General features: G+C 66.3%; 34 protein-coding genes. 5 read left to right on the top strand and 29 right to left on the bottom strand.

Annotated elements, in window-relative coordinates:
- Positions 1-2 precede the first annotated feature (2 nt).
- The 25 genes from rplF to KF780_05670 all read right to left on the bottom strand — a co-directional run bounded on the left by rplF (position 3) and on the right by KF780_05670 (position 16302).
- Positions 3-536: a 50S ribosomal protein L6 gene (gene rplF, locus KF780_05790; GenBank protein MBX3561308.1), complete on the bottom strand. Its 534-nt coding sequence runs from the start codon at positions 534-536 to the stop codon at positions 3-5.
- Positions 536-931, bottom strand: coding sequence for a 30S ribosomal protein S8 (gene rpsH, locus KF780_05785; protein MBX3561307.1), 396 nt, complete (start codon positions 929-931; stop codon positions 536-538). The genes rplF and rpsH overlap by 1 nt, the downstream gene beginning before the upstream one ends.
- A 10-nt stretch (positions 932-941) precedes the next feature.
- A complete protein-coding gene (gene rpsN, locus KF780_05780; GenBank protein MBX3561306.1) occupies positions 942-1247 on the bottom strand; it encodes a 30S ribosomal protein S14 in 306 nt (101 codons plus the stop codon).
- A gap of 36 nt (positions 1248-1283) precedes the next feature.
- Positions 1284-1865, bottom strand: coding sequence for a 50S ribosomal protein L5 (rplE, locus tag KF780_05775; protein MBX3561305.1), 582 nt, complete (start codon positions 1863-1865; stop codon positions 1284-1286).
- Positions 1858-2178, bottom strand: a complete 321-nt coding sequence (gene rplX, locus KF780_05770) for a 50S ribosomal protein L24 (protein ID MBX3561304.1) — start codon at positions 2176-2178, stop codon at positions 1858-1860. The genes rplE and rplX overlap by 8 nt, the downstream gene beginning before the upstream one ends.
- The gene (gene rplN / locus KF780_05765; protein ID MBX3561303.1) at positions 2178-2546 is read right to left on the bottom strand and encodes a 50S ribosomal protein L14; all 369 of its coding nucleotides are present in this window, start codon (positions 2544-2546) and stop codon (positions 2178-2180) included. Before rplN ends, rplX begins: the two co-directional genes overlap by 1 nt.
- 59 nt (positions 2547-2605) lie before the next feature.
- Complete coding sequence (gene rpsQ / locus KF780_05760; GenBank protein MBX3561302.1) at positions 2606-2944, bottom strand: 30S ribosomal protein S17; 339 nt, start codon at positions 2942-2944, stop codon at positions 2606-2608.
- A gap of 11 nt (positions 2945-2955) precedes the next feature.
- Positions 2956-3165, bottom strand: coding sequence for a 50S ribosomal protein L29 (rpmC, locus tag KF780_05755; GenBank protein MBX3561301.1), 210 nt, complete (start codon positions 3163-3165; stop codon positions 2956-2958).
- A 1-nt stretch (position 3166) separates the two neighbouring features.
- Complete coding sequence (gene rplP, locus KF780_05750; GenBank protein MBX3561300.1) at positions 3167-3598, bottom strand: 50S ribosomal protein L16; 432 nt, start codon at positions 3596-3598, stop codon at positions 3167-3169.
- Positions 3599-3610: 12 nt separating this feature from the next.
- On the bottom strand, positions 3611-4318 hold the full coding sequence (rpsC, locus tag KF780_05745) for a 30S ribosomal protein S3 (protein MBX3561299.1): 708 nt from the start codon (positions 4316-4318) through the stop codon (positions 3611-3613).
- Entirely contained in the window at positions 4318-4695 is a 378-nt protein-coding gene (gene rplV, locus KF780_05740; GenBank protein MBX3561298.1) for a 50S ribosomal protein L22, read from the bottom strand. The genes rpsC and rplV overlap by 1 nt, the downstream gene beginning before the upstream one ends.
- Positions 4696-4698: 3 nt before the next feature.
- Positions 4699-4974 carry a 30S ribosomal protein S19 gene (gene rpsS, locus KF780_05735; protein ID MBX3561297.1) on the bottom strand — a complete coding sequence of 92 codons (276 nt, stop codon included), beginning with the start codon at positions 4972-4974 and terminating at the stop codon, positions 4699-4701.
- Between the two features lie 2 nt (positions 4975-4976).
- Positions 4977-5813, bottom strand: a complete 837-nt coding sequence (rplB, locus tag KF780_05730) for a 50S ribosomal protein L2 (protein ID MBX3561296.1) — start codon at positions 5811-5813, stop codon at positions 4977-4979.
- Between the two features lie 10 nt (positions 5814-5823).
- Positions 5824-6147, bottom strand: coding sequence for a 50S ribosomal protein L23 (locus KF780_05725; protein MBX3561295.1), 324 nt, complete (start codon positions 6145-6147; stop codon positions 5824-5826).
- Positions 6140-6769, bottom strand: a complete 630-nt coding sequence (rplD, locus tag KF780_05720) for a 50S ribosomal protein L4 (protein ID MBX3561294.1) — start codon at positions 6767-6769, stop codon at positions 6140-6142. Before rplD ends, KF780_05725 begins: the two co-directional genes overlap by 8 nt.
- A gap of 1 nt (position 6770) precedes the next feature.
- Complete coding sequence (gene rplC / locus KF780_05715; GenBank protein ID MBX3561293.1) at positions 6771-7676, bottom strand: 50S ribosomal protein L3; 906 nt, start codon at positions 7674-7676, stop codon at positions 6771-6773.
- 164 nt (positions 7677-7840) lie between these two features.
- Complete coding sequence (gene rpsJ, locus KF780_05710) at positions 7841-8152, bottom strand: 30S ribosomal protein S10 (GenBank protein ID MBX3561292.1); 312 nt, start codon at positions 8150-8152, stop codon at positions 7841-7843.
- 145 nt (positions 8153-8297) lie between these two features.
- Positions 8298-9488, bottom strand: coding sequence for an elongation factor Tu (tuf, locus tag KF780_05705; GenBank protein MBX3561291.1), 1191 nt, complete (start codon positions 9486-9488; stop codon positions 8298-8300).
- 44 nt (positions 9489-9532) lie between these two features.
- Positions 9533-11626: an elongation factor G gene (fusA, locus tag KF780_05700; GenBank protein MBX3561290.1), complete on the bottom strand. Its 2094-nt coding sequence runs from the start codon at positions 11624-11626 to the stop codon at positions 9533-9535.
- Positions 11627-11690: 64 nt separating this feature from the next.
- Positions 11691-12161, bottom strand: coding sequence for a 30S ribosomal protein S7 (rpsG, locus tag KF780_05695; GenBank protein MBX3561289.1), 471 nt, complete (start codon positions 12159-12161; stop codon positions 11691-11693).
- A 15-nt stretch (positions 12162-12176) separates the two neighbouring features.
- Positions 12177-12548, bottom strand: a complete 372-nt coding sequence (rpsL, locus tag KF780_05690) for a 30S ribosomal protein S12 (GenBank protein ID MBX3561288.1) — start codon at positions 12546-12548, stop codon at positions 12177-12179.
- Between the two features lie 196 nt (positions 12549-12744).
- Positions 12745-13125: a DUF3140 domain-containing protein gene (locus KF780_05685; GenBank protein ID MBX3561287.1), complete on the bottom strand. Its 381-nt coding sequence runs from the start codon at positions 13123-13125 to the stop codon at positions 12745-12747.
- A gap of 39 nt (positions 13126-13164) precedes the next feature.
- The gene (gene lpdA, locus KF780_05680; GenBank protein ID MBX3561286.1) at positions 13165-14562 is read right to left on the bottom strand and encodes a dihydrolipoyl dehydrogenase; all 1398 of its coding nucleotides are present in this window, start codon (positions 14560-14562) and stop codon (positions 13165-13167) included.
- Positions 14555-15004, bottom strand: coding sequence for an endonuclease domain-containing protein (locus tag KF780_05675; protein ID MBX3561285.1), 450 nt, complete (start codon positions 15002-15004; stop codon positions 14555-14557). The genes lpdA and KF780_05675 overlap by 8 nt, the downstream gene beginning before the upstream one ends.
- The gene (locus KF780_05670; GenBank protein MBX3561284.1) at positions 15001-16302 is read right to left on the bottom strand and encodes a pyruvate dehydrogenase complex dihydrolipoamide acetyltransferase; all 1302 of its coding nucleotides are present in this window, start codon (positions 16300-16302) and stop codon (positions 15001-15003) included. Before KF780_05670 ends, KF780_05675 begins: the two co-directional genes overlap by 4 nt.
- 163 nt (positions 16303-16465) lie before the next feature.
- Between KF780_05670 and KF780_05665 the strand changes: the two genes are divergently transcribed.
- Positions 16466-16921, top strand: coding sequence for a universal stress protein (locus KF780_05665; GenBank protein MBX3561283.1), 456 nt, complete (start codon positions 16466-16468; stop codon positions 16919-16921).
- 10 nt (positions 16922-16931) lie between these two features.
- Here the strand turns inward: KF780_05665 and KF780_05660 are convergent, their stop codons facing one another.
- The 3 genes from KF780_05660 to KF780_05650 are packed head-to-tail and all read right to left on the bottom strand — an operon-like array spanning position 16932 to position 18508.
- Complete coding sequence (locus KF780_05660; GenBank protein ID MBX3561282.1) at positions 16932-17414, bottom strand: GAF domain-containing protein; 483 nt, start codon at positions 17412-17414, stop codon at positions 16932-16934.
- Between the two features lie 46 nt (positions 17415-17460).
- Positions 17461-17865, bottom strand: coding sequence for an aminoacyl-tRNA hydrolase (gene arfB / locus KF780_05655; protein MBX3561281.1), 405 nt, complete (start codon positions 17863-17865; stop codon positions 17461-17463).
- Positions 17852-18508 (bottom strand): RNA pseudouridine synthase, encoded by a 657-nt coding sequence (locus tag KF780_05650; GenBank protein MBX3561280.1) that lies wholly within the window; start codon positions 18506-18508, stop codon positions 17852-17854. Before KF780_05650 ends, arfB begins: the two co-directional genes overlap by 14 nt.
- Positions 18509-18684: 176 nt before the next feature.
- Between KF780_05650 and KF780_05645 the strand changes: the two genes are divergently transcribed.
- Positions 18685-19386: a response regulator transcription factor gene (locus KF780_05645; protein MBX3561279.1), complete on the top strand. Its 702-nt coding sequence runs from the start codon at positions 18685-18687 to the stop codon at positions 19384-19386.
- Between the two features lie 67 nt (positions 19387-19453).
- Here KF780_05645 and KF780_05640 read toward each other — a convergent pair whose 3' ends face one another.
- Entirely contained in the window at positions 19454-19855 is a 402-nt protein-coding gene (locus KF780_05640; GenBank protein ID MBX3561278.1) for an MAPEG family protein, read from the bottom strand.
- Positions 19856-19986: 131 nt separating this feature from the next.
- On the opposite strand from KF780_05640, the gene KF780_05635 reads away from it, so the two are divergent.
- Genes KF780_05635 through KF780_05625 form a run of 3 tightly spaced genes read left to right on the top strand, consistent with a single transcriptional unit; the run spans position 19987 to position 23197 of the window.
- Positions 19987-21426, top strand: coding sequence for a circularly permuted type 2 ATP-grasp protein (locus KF780_05635; GenBank protein MBX3561277.1), 1440 nt, complete (start codon positions 19987-19989; stop codon positions 21424-21426).
- The gene (locus tag KF780_05630; GenBank protein MBX3561276.1) at positions 21426-22361 is read left to right on the top strand and encodes an alpha-E domain-containing protein; all 936 of its coding nucleotides are present in this window, start codon (positions 21426-21428) and stop codon (positions 22359-22361) included. Before KF780_05635 ends, KF780_05630 begins: the two co-directional genes overlap by 1 nt.
- Positions 22361-23197 carry a transglutaminase family protein gene (locus KF780_05625; protein ID MBX3561275.1) on the top strand — a complete coding sequence of 279 codons (837 nt, stop codon included), beginning with the start codon at positions 22361-22363 and terminating at the stop codon, positions 23195-23197. Before KF780_05630 ends, KF780_05625 begins: the two co-directional genes overlap by 1 nt.
- Positions 23198-23210: the final 13 nt, after the last annotated feature.

Below are 23210 nucleotides of genomic sequence, written 5' to 3'. Positions count from 1 at the left end.
GCTTACTTCTTCTTCCCTTCCTTGCGGAAGATATATTCGCCGCGATACTTGATGCCCTTGCCCTTGTAGGGCTCGGGCTTGCGCCAGCGGCGGATCTCGGCGGCGAGCTGGCCGACCTTCTGGCGATCGATGCCGCTGATCTCGACCGTGGTCTGATCGGGCGTCTTCACCTCCAGGCCTTCCGGCACCGCGATGTTGACGTCGTGGCTGTAGCCGAGCTGCAGGCGCAGATTCTTGCCCTGCGCCGCGGCGCGATAGCCGACGCCGGTGATTTCCAGGACCTTGGTGAAGCCCTCGGTCACGCCGGTCACGAGATTCTGGACCAGGGTGCGCTGCATGCCCCAGAAGGCCCGCGCCTGCTTGGTCGCATTGGCCGGCTGAACGCTGATCGCGCCTTCGCCGATCTCGTAGCTGATCTCGTCACGCATCTGCAGCGTGAGCGTGCCCTTCGGCCCCTTCACCGACAGGATCTGGCCTTCGGTGGTGGCCGTCACGCCGGACGGAAGCTCCACCGGCCGCTTACCGATGCGGGACATCAGAACACCTCCGCGAGCACTTCGCCGCCGACATTCTGCGACCGCGCTTCGGCGTCCGACAGAACGCCGCGGGGCGTCGAGACGATGGTGATGCCCAGGCCGTTGCGCACGCGCGGCAGTTCCTGCGAACCGGAATAGACGCGGCGGCCCGGCTTGGACACGCGGGCCACGTGCTGGATCGCCGGCTGGCCCTCGAAATATTTCAGCTCGATCCGCAGCCCCTTGTGGGCGCCCAACGCCTCTTCGGAATAGCCGCGGATATAGCCTTCGCGCTGCAGCACATCGAGCACGCGGGCGCGCAGCTTCGATGCCGGCGACAGGACGGAGTCCTTCTTCGCCTGCTGGCCGTTGCGGATGCGGGTGAGCATATCACCCAAAGGATCGGTCATCGGCATATCTTTGCCCTTACCAGCTCGACTTGGTGAGGCCCGGGATCAGGCCCTTGTTGCCCAGTTCGCGCAGCATGACGCGCGACAGCCGGAACTTGCGATAATAAGCGCGCGAGCGCCCCGTCAGCTCGCACCGGTTGCGGATGCGGGTCGGGTTCGCGTTGCGCGGGATTTCGGCCATCTTGAGACGGGCAATGAGACGCTCGGTGTCGTCCTTGCTCTCGTCGTTCGCGATCGCCTTCAGCTTCGCATATTGGCCGGCATATTTCTTCGCCAGCTTCTTGCGACGCTCGTTCTTGTTCACGGAACTCAGTTTCGCCATGACTTAAGTTCTCTTCCTCTTATCCAAGCAGGGGCCTCAGGCCGCCTGCTTCTGATCCTGATCCTGCGGGAACGGGAAGTTGAAGAGGCGCAGCAGCTCGCGCGCTTCCTCGTCCGTCTTCGCAGAGGTGGTGACGATGATGTCCATGCCGCGGACCTTCTCGATCCGGTCATAGTTGATCTCCGGGAACACGATCTGCTCCTTGAGACCCATCGCATAATTGCCGCGGCCGTCGAACGACTTCGGGTTGAGGCCGCGGAAGTCGCGCACGCGCGGCAGCGCGATCGTGACCAGCCGGTCGACGAACTCGTACATCCGCTCGCGGCGCAACGTGACCTTCACGCCGATCGGCATGCCCTCGCGCAGCTTGAACTGCGCGATCGACTTCTTCGCCTTGGTGATCACCGGCTTCTGGCCCGCGATCAGCTCCATCTCGGCGGCGGCCGTCTCGACCTTCTTCTTGTCCTGGGTCGCCTCGCCGACGCCCATGTTGAGCACGATCTTCTCGAGCTTCGGCACTTCGAGCCTGTTCTTGTAGCCGAACTTCTCGATCATCGCCGGAACGATGCGATTGTCGTAATCGGCGCGCATCCGCGCGACATATTTGGCGTCAGCCATTGATCAGCTCCCCGGACCGGACCGCGACCCGGACCTTCTTCCCGTCGCGGACCTCGAAACGGACGCGCGTGGGCTTGCCCGACTTCGGATCCTCGATCGCGACCTTCGACACATGCAGCGGCGCCTCGCTCCGCTCGATCCGACCCTGCGGATTGGCCTGGCTCGGCTTGCGGTGGCGCGCCGCGACGTTGACGCCGGAGACGAGCACCTTGCCCTCCTTCGGCATCACCTTCGTCACTTCGCCGTGACGGCCCTTGTCCTTGCCGGACAGGACGACGACCTTGTCGCCTTTCTTGATCTTGGCGGCGGACATTACAGCACCTCCGGCGCGAGGCTGATGATCTTCATGTGCTTCTTCGCGCGCAATTCGCGGACGACCGGCCCGAAGATGCGGGTGCCGATCGGCTCCTGATTGTTGTTGACCAGCACGGCCGCGTTCGAATCGAAGCGGATCGTCGAACCGTCAGGACGGTGAATGTCCTTGGCGGTGCGGACGATGACGGCCTTGTGGACGTCGCCCTTCTTCACGCGGCCGCGCGGCGCGGCTTCCTTGACGGAGACGACGATGATGTCGCCCACGCCGGCGAAGCGCCGCTTCGAACCGCCCAGCACCTTGATGCACTGAACGCGCTTGGCGCCGCTATTGTCGGCGACCTCAAGGTTGGACTGCATCTGGATCATCGATCCAATTCCTTCTCTTCACTTCAACCGGAACCCGTCCGGCGATCAGTTGAACTCGCTTACGCTTCGGCGGTCTCGGCCTCGGCCGGGGCGGGCGCCTCGGTGTCGGCCTTCTTCGCCTTGCTCTTGCCCTTCGGCGCCGCCTTTTCCGGCGTCGCATGGGTGTCGACCCGGTCGAGCACCTTCCAGGTCTTCAGCTTCGAGATCGGCGCGGTCTCCTCGATCCGCACGGTCTCGCCCGCCTTGAACTCGTTCGCCTCGTCATGGGCGTGATACTTCTTCGAGAGCTTGATGATCTTGCCGTAGAGCGGGTGCTTCACCCGCCGCTCGACCAGGACCACCACGGTCTTGTCGGTCTTGTCGGACACCACGGTGCCGGTCATGACGCGCTTGGGCATCGATATACTCCTCAGGCCTGCGCTTTGGCGGCGCGGGCGCGCTCGTTCTGCGCCGTCTTGATGCGGGCGATGTCGCGGCGGACCTCGCGGACGCGCGACGGCTTCTCGATCTGATTGGTGGCCGCCTGGAAGCGCAGGTTGAACTGCTCGCGCTTCAGCTCGATCAGCCGATCGCTCAGCTGGTCGTCGGTCTCTTTCTGAATCTCGTCGAACTTGGCCATGTCAGGCGTCCTCAAGCAGGGATTCGCCAAGGCGGGCGACCACCTTGGTCTTGATCGGCAGCTTCTCCGCGGCGCGCTCGAACGCGGCCTTGGCGAGCGGGCCGGGCACGCCGTCCAGCTCGAACAGGATGCGGCCGGGCTTCACGCGGGCGACCCAATATTCCGGCGAGCCCTTGCCCGAGCCCATGCGGACTTCGGCCGGCTTCGACGAGACGGGAACGTCCGGGAAGATGCGGATCCACAGGCGCCCCTGGCGCTTGATGTGGCGGGTGATCGCGCGGCGGGCCGCTTCGATCTGGCGCGCGGTGATGCGCTCCGGCGCCATCGCCTTCAGGCCGAAGGCGCCGAAGTTCAGCGCGGTGCCGCCCTTGGCGTCGCCGTGAATCCGGCCCTTGAACGCCTTGCGGAACTTGGTGCGTTTGGGTTGCAGCATTGTACTCGTTCCTTAACGGCGGTCGTCGCGGGCCGGACGGACGCCGGAGGTCTGGGCCTCCATCATCAGCCGGTCCTGGCTCAGCGGATCGTGGCCGAGAATCTCGCCCTTGAAGATCCACACCTTCACGCCGCAGACCCCGTAAGTCGTCTGCGCGGTCGCTTCGGCATAATCGATATGGGCGCGCAGCGTGTGCAGCGGCACCCGGCCCTCGCGATAGCCCTCGGTCCGCGCGATCTCGGCGCCGCCGAGACGGCCGCCGCAGACGACGCGGATGCCCTCGGCGCCCAGGCGCATCGACGACTGCACGGCGCGCTTCATGGCGCGGCGGAAGGCGATGCGGCGCTCGAGCTGATCGGCGATGCCCTGCGCGACCAGGCGGGCGTCGATCTCCGGCTTGCGGATCTCGACGATGTTCAGCGACACGTCCGAAGAGGTCATCGAGCCCAGCTTCTTGCGCAGCTTCTCGATGTCCGAACCCTTCTTGCCGATGATCACGCCGGGGCGCGCGGCATAGATGGAGACGCGGCACAGCTTGGCCGGACGCTCGATCACCACCTTGGAGATCGCGGCCTGCGGCAGCGTCTCCAGGATGTACTTGCGGATCTTCAGATCCTCGAGCAGCAGCCGGCCGTAATCGTCGCCGTCCGCATACCAGCGGCTGTCCCAGGTCCGGTTGATCTGGAGGCGAAGGCCGATCGGAGAGGTTTTCTGACCCATTATGCTTCTTCCTGCTCGCGCACGACGACGCGGATGCGGCTGAACGGCTTGACAATCCGGGTCGACCGGCCCCGCGCGCGGGTGGCGAACCGCTTCATCGACAGGCTCTTGCCGACGCTGGCCTCGGCGACGACGAGGCTGTCGACGTCGAGATTGTGGTTGTTCTCCGCATTGGCGATCGCCGAGGCGAGCACCTTGCGGACATCGCGCGCCATCGCCTTGGGCGAGAAGGCGAGGATGTTCAGCGCCTCGTCGGCCTTCTTGCCGCGGATCAGGCCCGCGACGAGATTGAGCTTCTGCGCGGAGCCGCGGATCTGCGTACCGACCGACAGCGCCTCATTCTCGGCGACGCGGCGGGGTGCCTTTGGCTTACCCATGACTTACCTCTTGCCCTTCTTGTCGGCGGCGTGGCCCGGGAAGTAGCGGGTCGGCGCGAACTCGCCGAGCTTCATGCCGACCATGTCCTCGTTGACGGACACGGGCACGAACTTGCGGCCATTGTAGACGTTGAACGTCAGCCCGACGAACTGCGGCAGGATGGTGGAGCGGCGCGACCAGGTCTTGATCGGGGCGCGGCCACCGGCCTCCTGCGCGGTCTCTGCCTTCTTCAGCAGCGACAGCTCGACGAACGGACCTTTCCAGACGGAGCGGGCCATGACTACCTCTTCTTCTTCGCGTGACGCGAACGGATGATCATCTTGTCCGTCGCCTTGTTCTTGCGGGTGCGGGCGCCCTTGGTGGGCTTGCCCCACGGAGTGACCGGGTGACGGCCGCCCGAGGTGCGGCCTTCGCCGCCGCCATGCGGGTGATCGACCGGGTTCTTGGCGACGCCGCGGGTGAGCGGACGACGACCCTTCCAGCGGGTGCGGCCGGCCTTGGCGAAATTCTGGTTCTGGTTGTCCGGATTGGACACCGCGCCGACCGTGCCCATGCAGGCCGCGTGGATATAGCGCTGCTCGCCCGAATTGAGGCGGACGATCACCATCCCCTTGTCGCGGCCGACGACCTGGACATAGGTGCCGGCGGCGCGGGCGATCTGGCCGCCCTTGCCGGCCTTCATCTCCACATTGTGGACGATGGTGCCGACCGGCATCTGGCCCAGCTCCATCGCGTTGCCCGGCTTCACGTCGACCTTCTTGCCGGCGATCACCGTGTCGCCCTGGGCGAGACGCTGCGGCGCCAGGATATAGGCCAGCTCGCCGTCCTCATATTTGACGAGGGCGATGAACGCGGTCCGGTTCGGATCATATTCCAGGCGCTCGACCGTCGCGGGCTGGTCCCACTTGCGGCGCTTGAAATCGATCACGCGATATTTCTGCTTGTGGCCGCCGGCGATGCCGCGCGACGTCACATGGCCCTTGTTGTTGCGGCCGCCCGTCTTGCGCTTGCCTTCGACGAGCGCCTTGACCGGCTTGCCCTTCCAGAGCGCCGACTTGTCGACGAGGATCAGGCCGCGCTGTGACGAGGTCGTCGGGTTATATTGCTTGAGTGCCATGTTCCGCGCCTCAGATACCGGTGGTGACGTCGATGCTATCGCCGTCCTTCAGGGTGACGATCGCCTTCTTGACGTCCGAGCGCGTGTAGGGCTTGCCCTTCCAGCGTTTGGTCTTGCCCTTCGACGTGATCGTGTTGACGCCGGTCACGCCGACGCCGAACAGCGCCTCGACCGCCGCCTTGATCTGCGGCTTGGTGGCACCGCCCGCGACCTTGAAGACGACCGCATTGTGCTCGCTGAGCAGGGTCGACTTCTCGGTGATGTGGGGGGCGAGAACGACGTCGTAATGATTGACGTCGATCTTCGGCGCCGCGCTCTGCTTCGCCTTAGCCATTGAACCGGGCCTCCAGCTTTTCGACCGCGGCGCGGGTCAGCACCAGAGTCTCGTGATTGAGGATGTCGTAGACGTTCGCCCCGATCGCCGGGAGGAGATCGATCTCGCGCAGATTGGCCGAAGCGTGCGCGAAGCCGACGTTCAGCGCGTCGCCGTCGATCACCAGGGCGGTCTTGCCGAGGCCGAGCTTGCCGAGCTGCGCCTGCAGCGCGGCGGTCTTCGCCTCGCTGAGATCGAGATTGTCGAGCACGACCAGATTGCCGTCCCTGGCCTTCGCCGAGAGCGCCATCCTGAGGCCGAGCGCGCGAACCTTCTTGTTCAGCGACGGATCGAAATCGCGGACGCGGGGCCCGTGGGCCTTGCCGCCGCCGATGAAGATCGGGGCGCGGCGATCGCCGTGACGGGCGGTGCCGCCGCCCTTCTGCCGGCCGAACTTCTTGCCGGTGCGGGCGACATCGGACCGCTCGCGGGCGGCGCGGGCGGTGCCGCGGCGCTTCTCGAGCTGCCAGGTGACGACCCGGTGCAGGATGTCGGCGCGCGGCTCGACGCCGAACACGGCATCGTTGAGCTCCAGGTCGGAGCCCTTGCCCTTGCCGTCGAGGGTCTGGACCTTGACCTTCATGTCAGCCTTCCTTGCTTTCGTCGGCCGCCGGCGCGTCGCCCTCGGGCGTCGCTTCGTCGGTGGCGGGAGTCTCTTCAGCGGCGGCAGCGGCCTCGGCTTCGATCGCGCCGGCTTCCTGCTCGGCGGCGATCGCCGCGACTTCCTCGTCGCTCGGCAGCGCCGGAATTTCGTGGACGGCGCCGTCATCGACCATGCCCGCGATCGGCGCCTCTTCCAGATCCGCCTTCTTCAGCAGTTCCTTGAGGCCGGCCGGATAGGGCGCATCGGCATGACGATCGACCTTCACCGAATCCTTGACGATCAGCCAGCCGCCCTTGTGACCGGGCACCGAGCCCTTCACGAAGATCAGGCCGCGCGGAATGTCGGTCAGCACGACTTCCAGATTCTGCTGGGTGCGATTGCGCGCGCCCATATGGCCGGCCATCTTCTTGTTCTTGAAGACGCGGCCCGGATCCTGGCGGTTGCCGGTCGAGCCGTGCGAGCGGTGCGAAACGGAGACGCCGTGGGTGGCGCGCAGACCGCCGAAGCCCCAGCGCTTCATCGCGCCGGCAAAGCCCTTGCCCTGGGTCACGCCCTGGATATCGACCAGCTGGCCGGCGACGAAATGACTGGCGGCGATCTCCGAGCCGACGTCGAGGAGCGCATCCTCGGCGACGCGGAATTCGACGACCTTCGCCTTGGGCTCCACCTCGGCCTTGCCGAAATGGCCGCGCTCCGGCTTGGTCAGGTTCTTCGCCTTGGCCGCGCCCGCGCCGAGCTGGACGGCATTATAGCCATCGCGCCCTTCCTCGCGGCGGGCGACGACCTGCAGATTGTCGAGCGCCAGGACGGTGACGGGCACGTGCCGGCCATCTTCCTGGAACAGGCGGGTCATCCCCACTTTCTTCGCGATCACGCCAGTGCGCATGATCCATACTCCTCATACAGAGGCCCCCGATCCGAAACGGCTCGGGGGCGTGCTGACCCTCTAAAACGATGCGTGCCCCGCCTGGGCCAAAGTCCCGCCCGGAGGCGAAACGGCGGGGACGCAGACCCGGGCAAGCCCGGCGGTATCCCTGTCTCGGGCTGGCGTTACGCCAGCTTGATCTCGACGTCGACGCCGGCGGCCAGATCGAGCTTCATCAGCGCGTCGACCGTCTGCGGCGTGGGCTGCACGATGTCGAGCAGCCGCTTGTACGTCCTCACCTCGAACTGCTCGCGCGACTTCTTGTCGACGTGCGGCGACCGGTTGACGGTGAACTTCTCGATGCGCGTCGGCAGTGGAATGGGGCCGCGAATGAGGGCGCCGGTGCGGCGCGCGGTGTCCGCGATGTCGCCGGTGGCCTGATCGAGCACACGATGATCGAACGCCTTCAGGCGAATGCGGATATTCTGCGTTTCCATGTCCATTACCGATGCGAAAGAGCCACCCCGAAGGGCCGAAAACAAATATGGCCGGTCCGGACCCGAAAGGCCCGGAATGGCCTGACACACTCATAAAAAGCGAGCCGCCCGAATCTCCCGAGAGACCCGAGCGGCTCGCCCTATATTACTTCGTGATCGACGCGACAACCCCCGCGCCGACGGTCCGGCCGCCTTCGCGGATCGCGAAGCGCAGACCCTGGTCCATGGCGATCGGCGCGATCAGCTTGACGGCAAGCTGAACATTGTCGCCGGGCATGACCATCTCGGTGCCCTCGGGAAGGATGACCTCGCCGGTGACGTCCGTGGTCCGGAAGTAGAATTGCGGACGATAGTTCGCGAAGAACGGCGTGTGACGGCCGCCCTCGTCCTTCGAAAGCACATAGACTTCCGAAGTGAACTCGGTGTGCGGCGTGATCGAACCCGGCTTGGCCAGAACCTGGCCGCGCTCGACTTCCTCACGGCCGACGCCGCGGATCAGCGCGCCGATATTGTCGCCCGCCTCGCCCTGATCGAGCAGCTTGCGGAACATCTCGACGCCGGTGACGGTCGTCTTCTTGGTGTCCTTGATGCCGACGATCTCGACTTCCTCGCCCACCTTGACGACGCCGGTCTCGACACGGCCGGTGACGACCGTGCCGCGGCCCGAAATCGAGAACACGTCCTCGATCGGCATCAGGAACGGCTTGTCCAGCGGACGCTCCGGCTGCGGGATCCACTCGTCGACGGCGGCCATCAGCTTCAGGATCGCCTGCTTGCCGATCTCGTCGTTCGAATCCTCGAGGGCGGCGAGCGCCGAGCCCGCGATGATCGGAATGTTGTCGCCGTCGAAGTCGCGCTTGGAGAGCTCCTCGCGGATTTCGAGCTCGACCAGCTCGAGCAGCTCGGGATCGTCGACCTGATCGACCTTGTTGAGGAAGACCACCATGGTCGGCACGCCGACCTGCTTGGCGAGCAGGATGTGCTCCTTGGTCTGCGGCATCGGGCCGTCGGCGGCGGACACGACCAGGATCGCGCCGTCCATCTGGGCGGCGCCGGTGATCATGTTCTTCACATAGTCGGCGTGGCCCGGGCAATCGACGTGCGCATAGTGACGCGCGCCGGTCTCATACTCGACGTGCGCCGTCGAGATGGTGATGCCGCGCTCACGCTCTTCCGGCGCCTTGTCGATGTTCGCATAGTCCACGAACGTCGCGCCGCCGGTCTCGGCGAGGACCTTCGTGATCGCCGCAGTGAGCGACGTCTTGCCATGGTCGACGTGACCGATGGTGCCGATATTGCAGTGCGGCTTCGTCCGCTCGAACTTAGCTTTCGCCATTTTCCCTAACCCTCGTCTTTCTGTTCACGTTCAAGGAAGCACGCTCAGGCGAGCTTCGATTTCACCTCTTCGGCGACGTTCGCCGGCACTTCATCATAATGCGAGAACTGCATCGTGTACTGAGCGCGTCCCTGCGTGAAGGAGCGAAGCTCATTAACGTAGCCGAACATATTCGCAAGCGGCACCATCGCCTCGACGACCTGGGCATTGCCGCGGCTGTCCGTACCCTGGATCTGGCCGCGACGGCTGTTCAGATCGCCGATCACGTCGCCCAGATAGTCTTCCGGGGTCACGATCTCAACCTTCATGATCGGCTCGAGGATCGTGATGCCGGCCTTCTGCGCCGCTTCGCGCATCGCGGCGCGGCCCGTGATCTCGAACGCGAGCGCCGACGAGTCGACGTCGTGATACTTGCCGTCGATCAGGTGCACCTCGATGTCGACGATCGGGAAGCCGATCAGCGAACCGGTCTCGGCGGTCTCGCGCATGCCCTTCTCTACCGACGGGATATATTCGCGCGGGATGTTGCCGCCCTTGACCTCGTCGACGAAGACGAAGCCGGAGCCGCGCTCGCCCGGGCTGACCTTGACCTTCACCTCGCCGAACTGGCCGGAGCCGCCCGACTGCTTCTTGTGGGTGTAGGTCAGCTCGACCGGCTTCTTCAGATATTCGCGATAGGCGACCTGCGGCGCGCCGACATTGGCCTCGACCTTGAACTCGCGCTTCATGCGATCGACCAGGATCTCGAGGTGGAGCTCGCCCATCCCCTTGATGATGGTCTGGCCCGATTCGTGATCGGTCGACACGCGGAACGAGGGATCCTCGGCGGCCAGGCGGTTGAGCGCGATGCCCATCTTCTCCTGGTCGGCCTTGGTCTTCGGCTCGACGGAAAGCTCGATCACCGGCTCGGGGAATTCCATCCGCTCGAGGATGATCGGCGCCGACTTCGCGCAGAGCGTGTCGCCGGTCGTGGTCTCCTTGAGGCCCGCGAGCGCGACGATGTCGCCGGCAAAGGCCTCGTCGATATCCTCGCGGCTGTTCGCATGCATGAGCAGCATGCGGCCGATCTTCTCGTCCTTGTCCTTCACCGAGTTCAGGTAGGAGCCCTTGGCGAGCTTGCCCGAATAGATGCGCGCGAAGGTCAGCGAGCCGACGAACGGATCGTTCATGATCTTGAACGCCAGCGCCGCGAACGGCGCGTCGTCGGACGACGGGCGCGAGTCCTCGGTCTCGCCGTCGAGCTTGACGCCCTTGATGGCGGGAACGTCGAGCGGGCTCGGCAGATAGTCGATCACCGCGTCGAGCAACGGCTGCACGCCCTTGTTCTTGAACGCCGAGCCGCACACCACCGGCACGAACGCCATGGCGAGCGTGCCCTTGCGGATCAGCGCCTTCAGCGTCGCGACGTCCGGCTCGTTGCCCTCCAGATAGGCTTCCATCGCGTCGTCGTCCTGCTCGACGGCGAGCTCGACGAGCTTCTCGCGGGCGGCGGCGGCCTTGGCCTTCAGCTCTTCCGGAATGTCCTGATATTCGAACTTCGCGCCCAGGCTCTCCTCGAGCCAGATGATCGCGCGCTGCTCGACCAGATCGACCAGGCCCTTGAAATCGCTCTCAAGGCCGATCGGCAGATAGAGGACGGCCGGGGTCGCGCCGAGACGCTCGACGATCGAGTCGACGCAATAGTCGAAATTGGCACCGGTGCGGTCGAGCTTGTTGATGAAGCACATGCGCGGCACGCCGTACTTGTCGGCCTGACGCCACACGGTCTCGGACTGCGGCTCGACGCCGGCAACGCCGTCGAAACAGGCGACCGCGCCGTCGAGCACGCGCAGCGAACGTTCGACCTCGATCGTGAAGTCGACGTGGCCGGGCGTGTCGATGATGTTGATGCGGTGCTCGGGGCCCTGGCCCTCTTCCGCCTTCCACACGCAGGTCGTCGCGGCCGACGTGATCGTGATGCCGCGCTCCTGCTCCTGCTCCATCCAGTCCATCGTGGCGGTGCCCTCATGGACCTCGCCGATCTTGTAGGACTTGCCGGTATAATAGAGGATGCGCTCGGTCGTGGTCGTCTTGCCGGCATCGATGTGGGCCATGATGCCGATATTGCGATAGCGTTCGAGCGGATGGCTGCGGGCCATGTCGTAATTCCTTAGCGATGCGGGGAGCCGGGCGATCCGGCTCCCCACAATATAGGTGTCTGTCTTACCAGCGGTAGTGGCTGAAGGCGCGGTTCGCCTCGGCCATGCGGTGCGTGTCCTCGCGCTTCTTGACCGCGTTGCCGCGATTGCTCGACGCGTCGAGCAGCTCGCCGGACAGGCGGCCCGCCATGGTCTTTTCGGACCGGGCGCGCGCGGCGGAGATCAGCCAGCGGATGGCGAGCGCCTGGGCGCGCTCCGGACGCACCTCGACCGGCACCTGGTAGGTCGCGCCGCCGACCCGGCGGGAGCGGACCTCGATGCCCGGCTTCACATTGTTGAGCGCCTCATGGAACACGCCGATCGGATCCTTCTTGGCACGCGATTCGACATTGTCGAGCGCGCCATAGACGATGCCTTCGGCGGTGGACTTCTTGCCGTCGAGCATGATGTTGTTCATGAACTTCGACAGGACGACATCCCCGAACTTCGGATCGGGGAGGATTTCGCGCTTCTCGGGGCGACGACGACGGGACATTGCTCTGGTCTCCCCTTACTTCGGACGCTTGGCGCCGTATTTGGAACGGCTCTGCTTGCGGTCCTTGACGCCCTGCGTGTCGAGCACGCCGCGCAGCACATGGTAGCGCACGCCCGGAAGGTCGCGCACACGGCCGCCGCGGATCAGCACGACGCTGTGCTCCTGCAGGTTGTGGCCCTCGCCCGGAATGTAGCTGATGACCTCGCGCTGGTTGGTCAGGCGCACCTTGGCGACCTTGCGCAGCGCCGAGTTCGGCTTCTTCGGGGTGGTGGTGTAGACTCGGGTGCAGACGCCGCGCTTCTGCGGATTCTGCTCCATCGCAGGGACCTTGGACTTGGCCTTCTGCGGCTCGCGACCCTTGCGGATCAGCTGGTTGATCGTCGGCATTGGAACCCTTCACCTAAGTTACTCTACTGCAACACAAAATGCGCAAGAAGCCCGGCGGCCTATCCGGCCCCCCAGGCCCTTGCTCCATATTGCAGCAGCGTTCAGCTCTAAAAACGCCCGCCTGGGACGGTGCCTGGATGAGACTCCATGACCGGCCCGCGAGCGACGCGGCCTATAGCGGCGAGGGCGGAAAGGGTCAACGGGGTAGCTTCGGGGGACACGGCGCGACGCCCGCGCGATCGGCGATGGGGTCGTGCCCCCAGTTCATCAGGCTGTAGCGCCAACGCGACGTGACCTGATTCTCCGGTCGCTGGGCGAGATGGCGGCGCACATAGCCGACCACCTTGCGCATATGGGCGTAATCGTCGTCGGTCAGTTCGTCCGGCCGCCTGCCGAGGATCGCGACGATCCGCCGCCCCGAAGCATGACCGACGCTTTCGGCGGCCGTGCCGTCCCGCCCCTTCCAGCCGACCTTGCGGCTTTCGTCGGTCTTGAGCCATTCTTCCAACTCGGCCGGTGTCATGTTCACCACCTCGGCGAATTCGCGATACACGTTGTCCTTGTCGAGCCCAGGCATGGCACCTCAAACGAGCGGCGGAAATGCCGGTTGCAGCCTTCAGATATGCAGCGGCCTTCCATAAGCCGCCAGCACGCTCTCGTGCATCATTTCGCTGAGCGTCGGATGCGGGAAGGTGGTGCCCATCAGCTCCAGCTCGGTCGTCTCCAGCTCGCGGGCGATGGTGTAGCCCTGGATCAGCTCGGTGACTTCCGCGCCGACCATGTGGGCGCCGAGCAATTCGCCGGTCGCCTCGTCGAACACGGTCTTGATGAAGCCCTCGGCCTCGCCCAGCGCGATCGCCTTGCCGTTGCCGATCGCCGGGAATTTGCCGGCCTTCACCTTGTAGCCGGCCTCCTTCGCCTTCGCCTCGGTCAGGCCGACGCTGGCGACCTGCGGGCGCGAATAGGTGCAGCCGGGAATGTTACCGCTGGTGAAGGCGTGGACGTCCTTCACGCCGGCCAGCTTCTCGACGCAGACCACCGCCTCGTGCATCGCCTTGTGGGCGAGCCAGGGCGGGCCGGTCACGTCGCCGAAAGCGAGGATGCCGTCGACATTGGTGCGGCCATAGCCGTCGACGACGATATGGCCGCGATCGGTCTTCACGCCGAGCGCCTCCAGCCCGATATTCTCGGTGTTCGGCACGATGCCGACGGCGACGATGACGTGGCTATATTCGCTCGTCTCGCTCTTGCCGTCCTTGCCCTTGATCGTCGCCTTCACGCCCGATTTGGACGTCTCCAGCTTCTCGACGCCGGCGCCCACCTGGATCTTCATCCCCTGCTTCTCGAAGGCCTTGTGGACGAAGGCGGAGACCTCCTCGTCCTCGACGGGGAGAATGCGCGGCAGCATCTCGACGATCGTCACCTCCGCGCCGAGATCGGCATAGAAGCTGGCGAACTCGACCCCGATCGCGCCGGAGCCGATGACGAGCAGCTTCTTCGGCATCTCCTTGGGCACCAGCGCATGGCGATAGGTCCAGATCCGCTCGCCGTCCGCCTTGGCGAAGGGCAGATCGCGGGCCCGCGCGCCGGTCGCGACGATGATGTTCTTCGCCGCCAGCTCGGTTTTCTTGCCGTCCTTGGTGACGGTCAGCCTGCCCTTCCCCGCCAGCGCGCCGTCGCCCTCGTAAACCGTGATCTTGTGCTTCTTCATCAGCCCCTTGACGCCGGCATTGAGCTGATCGGCGACCTTGCGGCTGCGCTGCACCACGGCGGGAAGATCGAAGCCGGGCTTCTCGACGGTGAGGCCGTAGGCGGCGGCATGGGTCATGTAGTGATAGATTTCGCTGGTCCTGAGTAGCGCCTTGGTCGGGATGCAGCCCCAATTGAGGCAGATGCCGCCCAACCGCTCCCGCTCGACGATCGCGACCTTGAGCCCGAGCTGGCTCGCGCGGATCGCCCCCACATAGCCGCCGGGCCCGGAGCCGAGGACGATGAGATCGTAGGTGTCAGGCATGGGAAACTCCTTTAGCCCCTCTCCCCTCTGCGGGAGAGGGGTTGGGGAGAGGGGATTCCAGCGCATCGAGGATTTGCCGGCTCACGCCCTCTTCGTTGGTCAGAATATCGTTGTTCCAGAACCGAAGAATCCGGAAGCCCTGATCGCGGAGATACGCGTCACGCGTGGCATCCAACGACGCGCCATGCTGTCCGTCATCAGCCTCGACAACCACACGCTGTCGCAAGCAGACGAAATCGGCAATGTAATGGTCGATCGGAACCTGCCGCTTGAACTTGTAATCCGCCAGTCGCTTTGCACGCAGGATCGTCCACAGCTTCTGCTCCGCGTCCGTCGGCGCGCTGCGCATTGCCTTGGCGCGCTGACGAAGGAGCTTCGGCGTCGGATGAGAAATATCCCCTCTCCCCAACCCCTCTCCCGCAAGGGGAGAGGGGCCGTTCATGCCAGCATCCCCATCGGATCCTCGACGAGCTTCTTGAACGTCTGCATCAGCCGCGCGCCGTCGGCGCCGTCGATGGCGCGGTGGTCGAAGCTGCCGGTGACGCTCATGATCGTGGCGATCTGGAGGCTGTCGTCAATCACGGTGGGGCGCTTCTCGCCCGCGCCGATCGCCATGATCATCGCCTGGGGCGGATTGATGACCGCGTCGAACTGGGTGATGCCGTACATGCCCATGTTGGAGATGCTCGCGGTGCCGCCCTGATATTCGTGCGGCTGCAGCTTGCCCTCGCGGGCGCGCGCGGCGAGGTCCTTCATCTCGGTGGCGATGGCGCTGAGCGCCTTGGTGTTCGCGCCCTGGATGATCGGGGTGATCAGCCCGCCGGGAATCGAGACGGCGACCGAGATGTCGGCGCGGTTATATTTGAAGAGCTGATCGCCCGAGATCGAGACATTGCATTCCGGCACCTCGATCAAAGCGACGGCCAGCGCCTTGATCAGCATGTCGTTGACGCTGAGCTTCACGCCGCGCGCTTCGAGACTGGCGTTGAGCTGGCTGCGCAGCTTCAGCAGCGCGTCGAGGCGCACGTCCACTGTGAGGTAGATATGCGGGATGGTCTGCTTCGCCTCGGTCAGGCGGCGCGCGATCGTCTTGCGCATGTTGGAAAGCTTGACCGCTTCGTGCGGGATTTCGGTGTCGAACGCGGCGGGCGCGGCGACGGCGGCCGAAGGTGTGACGGCAGGCGCGGCTTCGGGCGCTTTTGCCGGCGCCTTGCCGGACGCGGATTCGATATCGGCCTTGACGATCCGCCCGCCCGGGCCGGTGCCGCTGAGGCCGGCGAGGTCGATACCCTGCGCCTCGGCGAGGCGGCGGGCCAGCGGGCTCGCTTTCACCCGGTCGCCATCGGCGGATTTGGCAGCAGGGGCAGGCGCGGGAGACGGTGCTTCGGCCTTCGGCTCTTCCTTGGGTGCAGGCGCCGGTGCCGGTGCTTCGGCCTTGGGCTCTTCCTTCTTCGCTTCGGTCTTGGGCGCGGGGGCTGCGGCGGCGGAGGCGTCCTCGCCCTCTTCCGCGATCAGCGCGATCACCTCGCCGACCTTCACGCCGTCCGTGCCCTCGGCGATCACGATCTTCGCGATCGTGCCCTCATCCACCGCCTCGAACTCCATCGTCGCCTTGTCGGTCTCGATCTCCGCCAGCACATCGCCGGAGGCGACCGTGTCGCCCTCCTTCACCAGCCATTTGGCGAGCGTGCCTTCCTCCATGGTCGGAGACAAAGCGGGCATCTTGAGTTCGATCGGCATGAGAAGAGGCTTTCCTGTTCGCGCGCGGCCGCAAACCCTGTCCAAACAGCATCGGACCGCTTCCGGTCAAGGCCTGTCCGAAGCTGTCGAAGGGGGAGGCTTGTGCGCGGCCCCGATCTGGCGCACCGTCCGGCGCTGACGCGACGCGATTTCGGGAGACGCAATGCGCTCTTATCTGGTGGTGATGGACGGGACGAAGGAATCCCGCGCCGCCCTGCGCTTCGCCGCGCGCCGCGCCGCGCGGACCGGCGGCGGGGTGGATATCCTGGCGCTGGTCGAGCAGGCGGAATTCTCGCAATGGGGCGCCGTCCAGGCGGCGATGGAGGAGGAGGCGAAGCTGCGCGCCGAAGCGATGCTGGCCGAAGCCTCCGGCACGATCGCCGAGGAAGCGGGCATCAAGCCGTCGATCACCGTCAAGCAGGGCGATTCCGCCAAGGCGATCACCGAATTGCTGAAGGAACGCGACGATATCGCCGCTTTGGTCCTGGCGACGGCGGCGACCGGCGCGCCCGGGCCGCTGATCGGCCATTTCGCCGGATCGGCGGCGGCGAACCTGCCCTGCCCGCTGATCATCATTCCCGCCACTCTGGGCGACGAGGCGCTGGACCGGCTGGCCTGAAATTCCGGCTTCAGCCGAGCCGGCCGGCGAGACGCCGCGCCAGTTCGGCGCAGCCCGCCACGTCCGCGTCGTCGAAGCGGGCGGGCAGCGGGCTGTCGAGATCGAGCACGCCGATCAGCCCGTCGCCAACGACGATCGGCACGACCAGCTCCGAGCGGCTGGCGGCGTCGCAGGCGATATGACCGGGAAAGGCGTGGACGTCCGCCACGCACTGTACCTCGCGCGTCGCCGCCGCCGCGCCGCATACGCCCGTGCCGAACGGGATGCGGATACAGGCGGGACGGCCCTGAAACGGGCCGAGCACCAGTTCCCCCCCGACATTGCGGTAGAAGCCGGCCCAGTTGAGATCGGGCAGGCTTTCCCACAGCAGGGCCGCGACATTGGCCATGTTGGCGATGCCGTCCGGCTCGCCGGCGGTGAGCGCATCGGCGGCTTCGGTCAGCGCGCGGTAGAGCGCGGACTTGTCGGCCGCCTCGATCCTGAAGTCGTACATGCTTTCGTCCTCACCTTCCTCCCCGGCATTTGCCGGGGAGGGGATATCAGTCCAGCCTTACCTTCCCGCGCCCCTGCTTCACGGAACCGCGCTGCTTCTTCGTATCGACGCGCTTCGCCTTGGCCGATTTGCTCGGCCTGGTCTTCACCCGCCGCTGCGGGCGGATATGGGCCTTCGCGATCAGCTCCGCCAGCCGGGCGCGCGCGTCCTCGCGATTGGCCTCGCGGGTGCGGTGGCTGCGCGCGGTGATGACGATCTCGCCGCCGTCGGTCATCCGGCTGCCGGCCACCTCCTTGAGCCGCTGATAGACGTGCGGCGCGAGCCCTAGGAGGAACACGTCGCAGCGCAGCTGCACCGCCGTCGCCACCTTGTTGACGTTCTGCCCGCCCGGCCCGGTCGCGGCGAGGAAGGTCTCGCTCAGCGCCGCTTCGGGAAGCTCATAGTCCGACATCGTCGAACCCGGCATTGAGGAAGGTCGGCGGCAGCGGCGCGGTCGCCTCGATCGGCGGCTTGGCACCGCGCTCGACGCGCAAAGACAAGGCGTGGAGCAGCATCGGCCCCTTGCCCCTGCCATAGACCGGATCGCCGGAAATGGGCAGGCCGATGCCGGAGGCGGCGTGGACGCGGATCTGGTGGGTCCGCCCGGTTTCCGGCGTGAAGACGATCACCGCGCGGCCGTCCCGCACCGCCGCGATCCGCCAGTGCGTCACCGCCGCCTTGCCCGCTTCGTCCGGCACCATCCGCCAGCCCGCCTCGGCCGTCGAGGTCTTGCCGAGCGCGAGATCGATCGCCCCGCTTTCCGCCGCCGGCACGCCGTCCAGCACCGCGACATATGTCTTGCCGACGCGCTTCTCCTCGAACGCGCGCTGGAACGCCTTGTGCGCCTTGGGATTGCGGGCGAGCAGCAGGCAACCGGACGTGTCGCGATCGAGCCGGTGGACCGGCAGCGGCTCGCGCCGGAAGCCGAAGCGCAGGTGGCGCAGATAATCCTCCAGGCTCTCCGGCGTGCGCGTGCCGGGATGGACGGCGAGCCCCGCCGGCTTGTCGAGGACGATCGCTTCGCCGTCGATGAAAAGGACCTTGTCCTGAATCAAACCCGCCTCCCGCGAATCGCCGCCAGTACGGCCGCGCCGCCTTCATTACGCTTTTTCAACGATTCCATCGCATTAACATCAAATTAACCTTTTGCGTTCACATCTCTAAAGGTTAATGAACTGCGTGGGGCGATGAAGGGGCCGCTGGTCCGTCCCGACGACAGGAGGACGATTTCATGCGCGTGCTGCTGATCGAAGACGAGCCGACGACGGCGAAGGCCATCGAGCTCATGCTCTCCACGGAGGGGTTCAACGTCTATACGACGGACCTCGGCGAGGAGGGCTTGGACCTCGGCAAGCTCTACGACTACGACATCATCTGTCTGGACCTCAACCTGCCGGACATGCACGGCTATGACGTGCTGAAGAAGCTGCGCACGGCCAAGGTCGGCACCCCGGTGCTGATCCTTTCCGGCGTCAGCGAGCTGGATTCGAAGGTCCGGGCATTGGGCTTCGGCGCCGACGATTACGTCACCAAGCCGTTCCACCGCGACGAGCTGATCGCGCGCATCCACGCCATCGTCCGCCGCTCGAAGGGCCATTCGCAATCGGTCATCCGTACCGGCAAGCTGGCGGTCAATCTCGACGCCAAGACGGTCGAGGTGGACGGCGCCCGCGTGCACCTGACCGGCAAGGAATATGCGATGCTGGAGCTGCTTTCGCTCCGCAAGGGCACGACGCTCACCAAGGAAATGTTCCTCAACCACCTCTATGGCGGCATGGACGAGCCGGAGCTGAAGATCATCGACGTCTTCATCTGCAAGCTCAGGAAAAAGCTCTCCCTCGCCTGCAGCGGCGACAATTATATCGAGACGGTCTGGGGCCGCGGCTATGTGCTGCGCGAACCCGAAGAGGCCGAGGCGGCGGCCGTCGCCTGACCCATAGGCGCAAGCGCTTGGCAAGGCCGGCGTCCGTGGCGACACGGGCGCCGGTTTTTTGCAGGGGTTAGAACCCCGCCGCCAACGCCGGCCAGAGCACCATGCCAATGCCGGCCATGCTGGCGAAAAATGCCAGGGTGCGCACCACCGGCACGCCGATCGCGTAAAGCGGCAGGTAGATCACCCGCGCGCCGAGCCAGAGCCAGGCGCCGATCGCCGTCCACTGGCTGGCCAGGCCGGCGACCGTGACGATCAGCACCGCCGCGATCATCACCGGAAAGGTCTCGAAATAATTGGCCTGGGCGCGGGCGAGCCGGCCGACCAGCGGTTCGGGCGGCGGCAGGTCCTCGTCGCGCGCGCCCATATTCCATTTCGTGCCATATTGCCGCGTCTTGACCCGGACGGCGGCGAAAATGTGGACCAGCGCGAGCACGCATCCCCAGGCCAGCACAACAAGCTCGGTCGTCATGACGATCGAGGCTAGGCCGGGGGCCGGGGCAAGTCCATCCCGCCCAGCCCATGTTGCATCGCAAAAACGCGTTTGCGGGCGGCGCGAATTGGTGCATCTTCGCAGGCAGCCGCGTTCGGGCTGCGAGGTGCATGGGTAACAGGGTCGCCTTCGACGAATTGTGGGGCGCGAGCCGGCGCAAGACCCCGCGCGCGGGCTTCGAGCCGCTCGCCGGCTGGCTGGCCGAAACCCCGCTTTCCGAGCTGGAGCGCCGCCAGCAGGCCGCCGAAACCGCCTTCCGCAGCCTCGGCATCACCTTCGCCGTCTATGGTGAAGCGGAAGCGGCCGAGCGGATCATCCCGTTCGACATCGTGCCCCGCATCTTCTCCGCCGCCGAATGGGCGCGCCTGGCCGAAGGGCTGGAGCAGCGGGTGCGGGCGATCAACGCCTTCATCGACGACGTCTATGGCGCGCGGCGCATCCTCGCCGATGGCACGCTGCCCGCCGACATCGTCCTCGCCAATCCGCAATATTGCGCCGCCGTCGCCGGCGCGCGGCCGCCGCACGGCGTCTATGCCCATATCTGCGGAATCGACATGGTGCGGACCGGGCCGGACGATTTCTTCGTGCTGGAGGACAATGCCCGCACCCCGTCGGGCGTCTCCTACATGCTGGAGAATCGCGACGCGATGCTGCGGCTGTGCTCGGAGCTGTTCGAGGCGCTGCCGGTGGCGCCGGTCGATTCCTATCCGGAACTGCTGCGCGAGACGCTCTATTCGGTCGCCCCGGACGGCGCGCGCGAGCCGACCTGCGTGCTGCTGACTCCCGGCCATTACAATTCCGCCTTCTACGAGCACAGCTTCCTTGCCGACAATATGGGCATCGAGCTGGTCGAGGGCGGCGACCTGGAGGTCGACGACGACGTGGTCTGGATGCGCACGATCGACGGGCGGGTGCGGGTCGACGTCATCTACCGGCGGATCGACGACGCCTTTCTCGACCCGCTCGTCTTCAATCCCGAATCCGCGCTCGGCGTGCCGGGGCTGATGGCGGCCTATCTGGCCGGCAACGTCACCCTCGCCAACGCGCCGGGCACCGGCATTGCCGACGACAAGGCGATCTATTCCTACATGCCGGAAATCGTGCGTTACTATACCGGCGAGGACGCGAAGCTGCCCAATGTCGAGACCTGGCGCTGCCGCGAGCCGCAGGCGCTCCAATACACGCTCGATCATCTCGGCGAGCTGGTGGTGAAGCTGGTCGACGGTTCGGGCGGCTACGGCATGCTGGTCGGCCCGACCGCGAGCGCCGAGGAGATCGAGACCTTCCGCACCGCGCTGAAGGCGGAACCGCACCGCTATATCGCCCAGCCGACGCTCGCGCTCTCCACCGTGCCGACCTTCACCGAGGCCGGCCTGGCGCCGCGCCATGTCGATTTCCGCCCGTTCGTGCTGAGCGGCGCGCACGGCGTCTCGATCGTGCCGGGCGGCCTCACCCGCGTGGCGCTGCGCAAGGGCTCGCTGGTGGTCAATTCCAGCCAGGGCGGCGGCACCAAGGACAGCTTCGTCCTCGAGGCGGACGGGGAGAGCTGATGCTCGCGCGCACCGCCGCCAGCCTCTACTGGATCGGCCGCTACATGGAGCGGGCCGAGTTCATCACCCGGCTCGTCGAGGCGACGATCCGGCTGAGCGCGCTCGGCGACCATGACGAGGGCGACCAGGCCTGGGCGAGCGCGCTGCGCGTGGTCGGCGCCTTCGATGCCTTCGCGGCGTCCGGCGAGGGGTTCAGCGCGATGAACGCCCGGCGCCACCTGACCCTGAGCGAGGACAATCCGAGCGCGATCCGCTCCTGCCTCGCTGCGGCACGCGACAATGCCCGCGCCGCGCGCACCGCGCTCACCGTCGAGGCCTGGGAGGCGATCAACCGCGCCTGGCTGTTGATCCGCGACCGCGCCAGCCCCGGCGGCGCGCAGGCGACCCTGAATCTGGTCGACGGGCTGAAGGCCGAGATACGCGGCTTCGAGGGCGCGGTGGCGCGGATGCTGCGCAGCGAGGGCCTGTGGTTCCTCCACCTCGGCGCCGCGATCGAGCGCGGCGACAACACCGCCCGCCTGCTCGACGTCAAATATTATCTCCTCCTCCCGCCGGGGCAGGAAGTGGGCGGCGCGCTCGACCGGGACCAGTGGACGACGATCCTCCAGATCGTCTCGGCCAAGACCGCCTATCGCCACATCTACCGCGAGGCGCTGCAGCCCTGGCTGGTCGCCGACTTCCTGATCTTCCGCGACGAGATGCCGCGCTCGCTCGCCGCCTCGGCGGCCGAGACGGTGGACCTGCTCGGCCATCTCGCCGCCCGCTCGGGCCGGCAGGGCCCCGCCGACCGGCTGGCCCGCCAGCGGCTGGGCCGGATCGGCGATCTCGCGATCTCGAAAGTGTTTCAGGAGGGGCTGCACGAATGGCTGCAGCTCTATATCGGCGAGAATGCGGCGCTGGACCAGGCCGTCGCCCAGCAATTCCGGTTCGCCTGATGCAGCTTTCCGTCCGCTACACCACCGCTTATTCCTATGCCGAGCCGGTCCGCCGGGTGATCCAGCTCCTGCGCGTGACGCCGCCCAGCTTCGCCGGGCAGAGCGTGCTCGACTGGCGGATCGACGCCGATTGCGACGTCCGGCTGCGCGAGGGCCGCGACGGCTTCGGCAACATCACCCACATGCTCTATGTCGACCGGCCGGTGCAGACGCTGCGGCTGACCGTGGCCGGCAAGGTGCTGACCGAGGACCGGGCCGGCATCGCCCAGGGCCTCGCCCACGATTTGCCGCCCCAGGTCTTCGCGCGCTCGACGCCGCTCACCGAAGCCGGCCCCGCCATCGACGCGCTGGCGGAAGGCATTGCCGGCGCCGGCGGGAGCGCGCTCGACCGGCTTCACCGGCTCGCCGCCCGCCTTTACGACGACCTGCGCTTCGACACCGAGGCGACGGCCGTGGACACGGCCGCCGAGCGAGCCTGCGCCGAAGGCCATGGCGTGTGCCAGGATTTCACCCACATCTTCATCGCCGCGGCGCGCCGGATCGGCATCCCGGCGCGCTACGTCTCCGGCCATTTGTTCCGGCGCGACGGCGATCATGCGCAGGAGGCCGGCCATGCCTGGGCCGAAGGCTGGGTGGAGGATCTGGGCTGGGTCGGCTTCGATCCGGTCAACGGCATCTGCACCGACGATGCCTATGTCCGCGTCGCCTGCGCGCTGGACTATCTGGGCGCGGCGCCGGTGGCGGGCGCACGTTCCGGTGGCGGCGCGGAGGATATGGCCGTAGAAGTGCGCATCAACGATATTGCCGCGCAGGCCCAGGCCCAGGCCCAGAACTGAGCGCGCGAAGGGG

Source organism: Sphingomonas sp. (genome assembly GCA_019635535.1).
In the GTDB taxonomy this organism is placed as follows: domain Bacteria; phylum Pseudomonadota; class Alphaproteobacteria; order Sphingomonadales; family Sphingomonadaceae; genus Allosphingosinicella.
The sequence above is the reverse complement of the archived record's forward strand: the minus strand, read 5'-3'. Positions and strand labels throughout refer to the sequence as shown.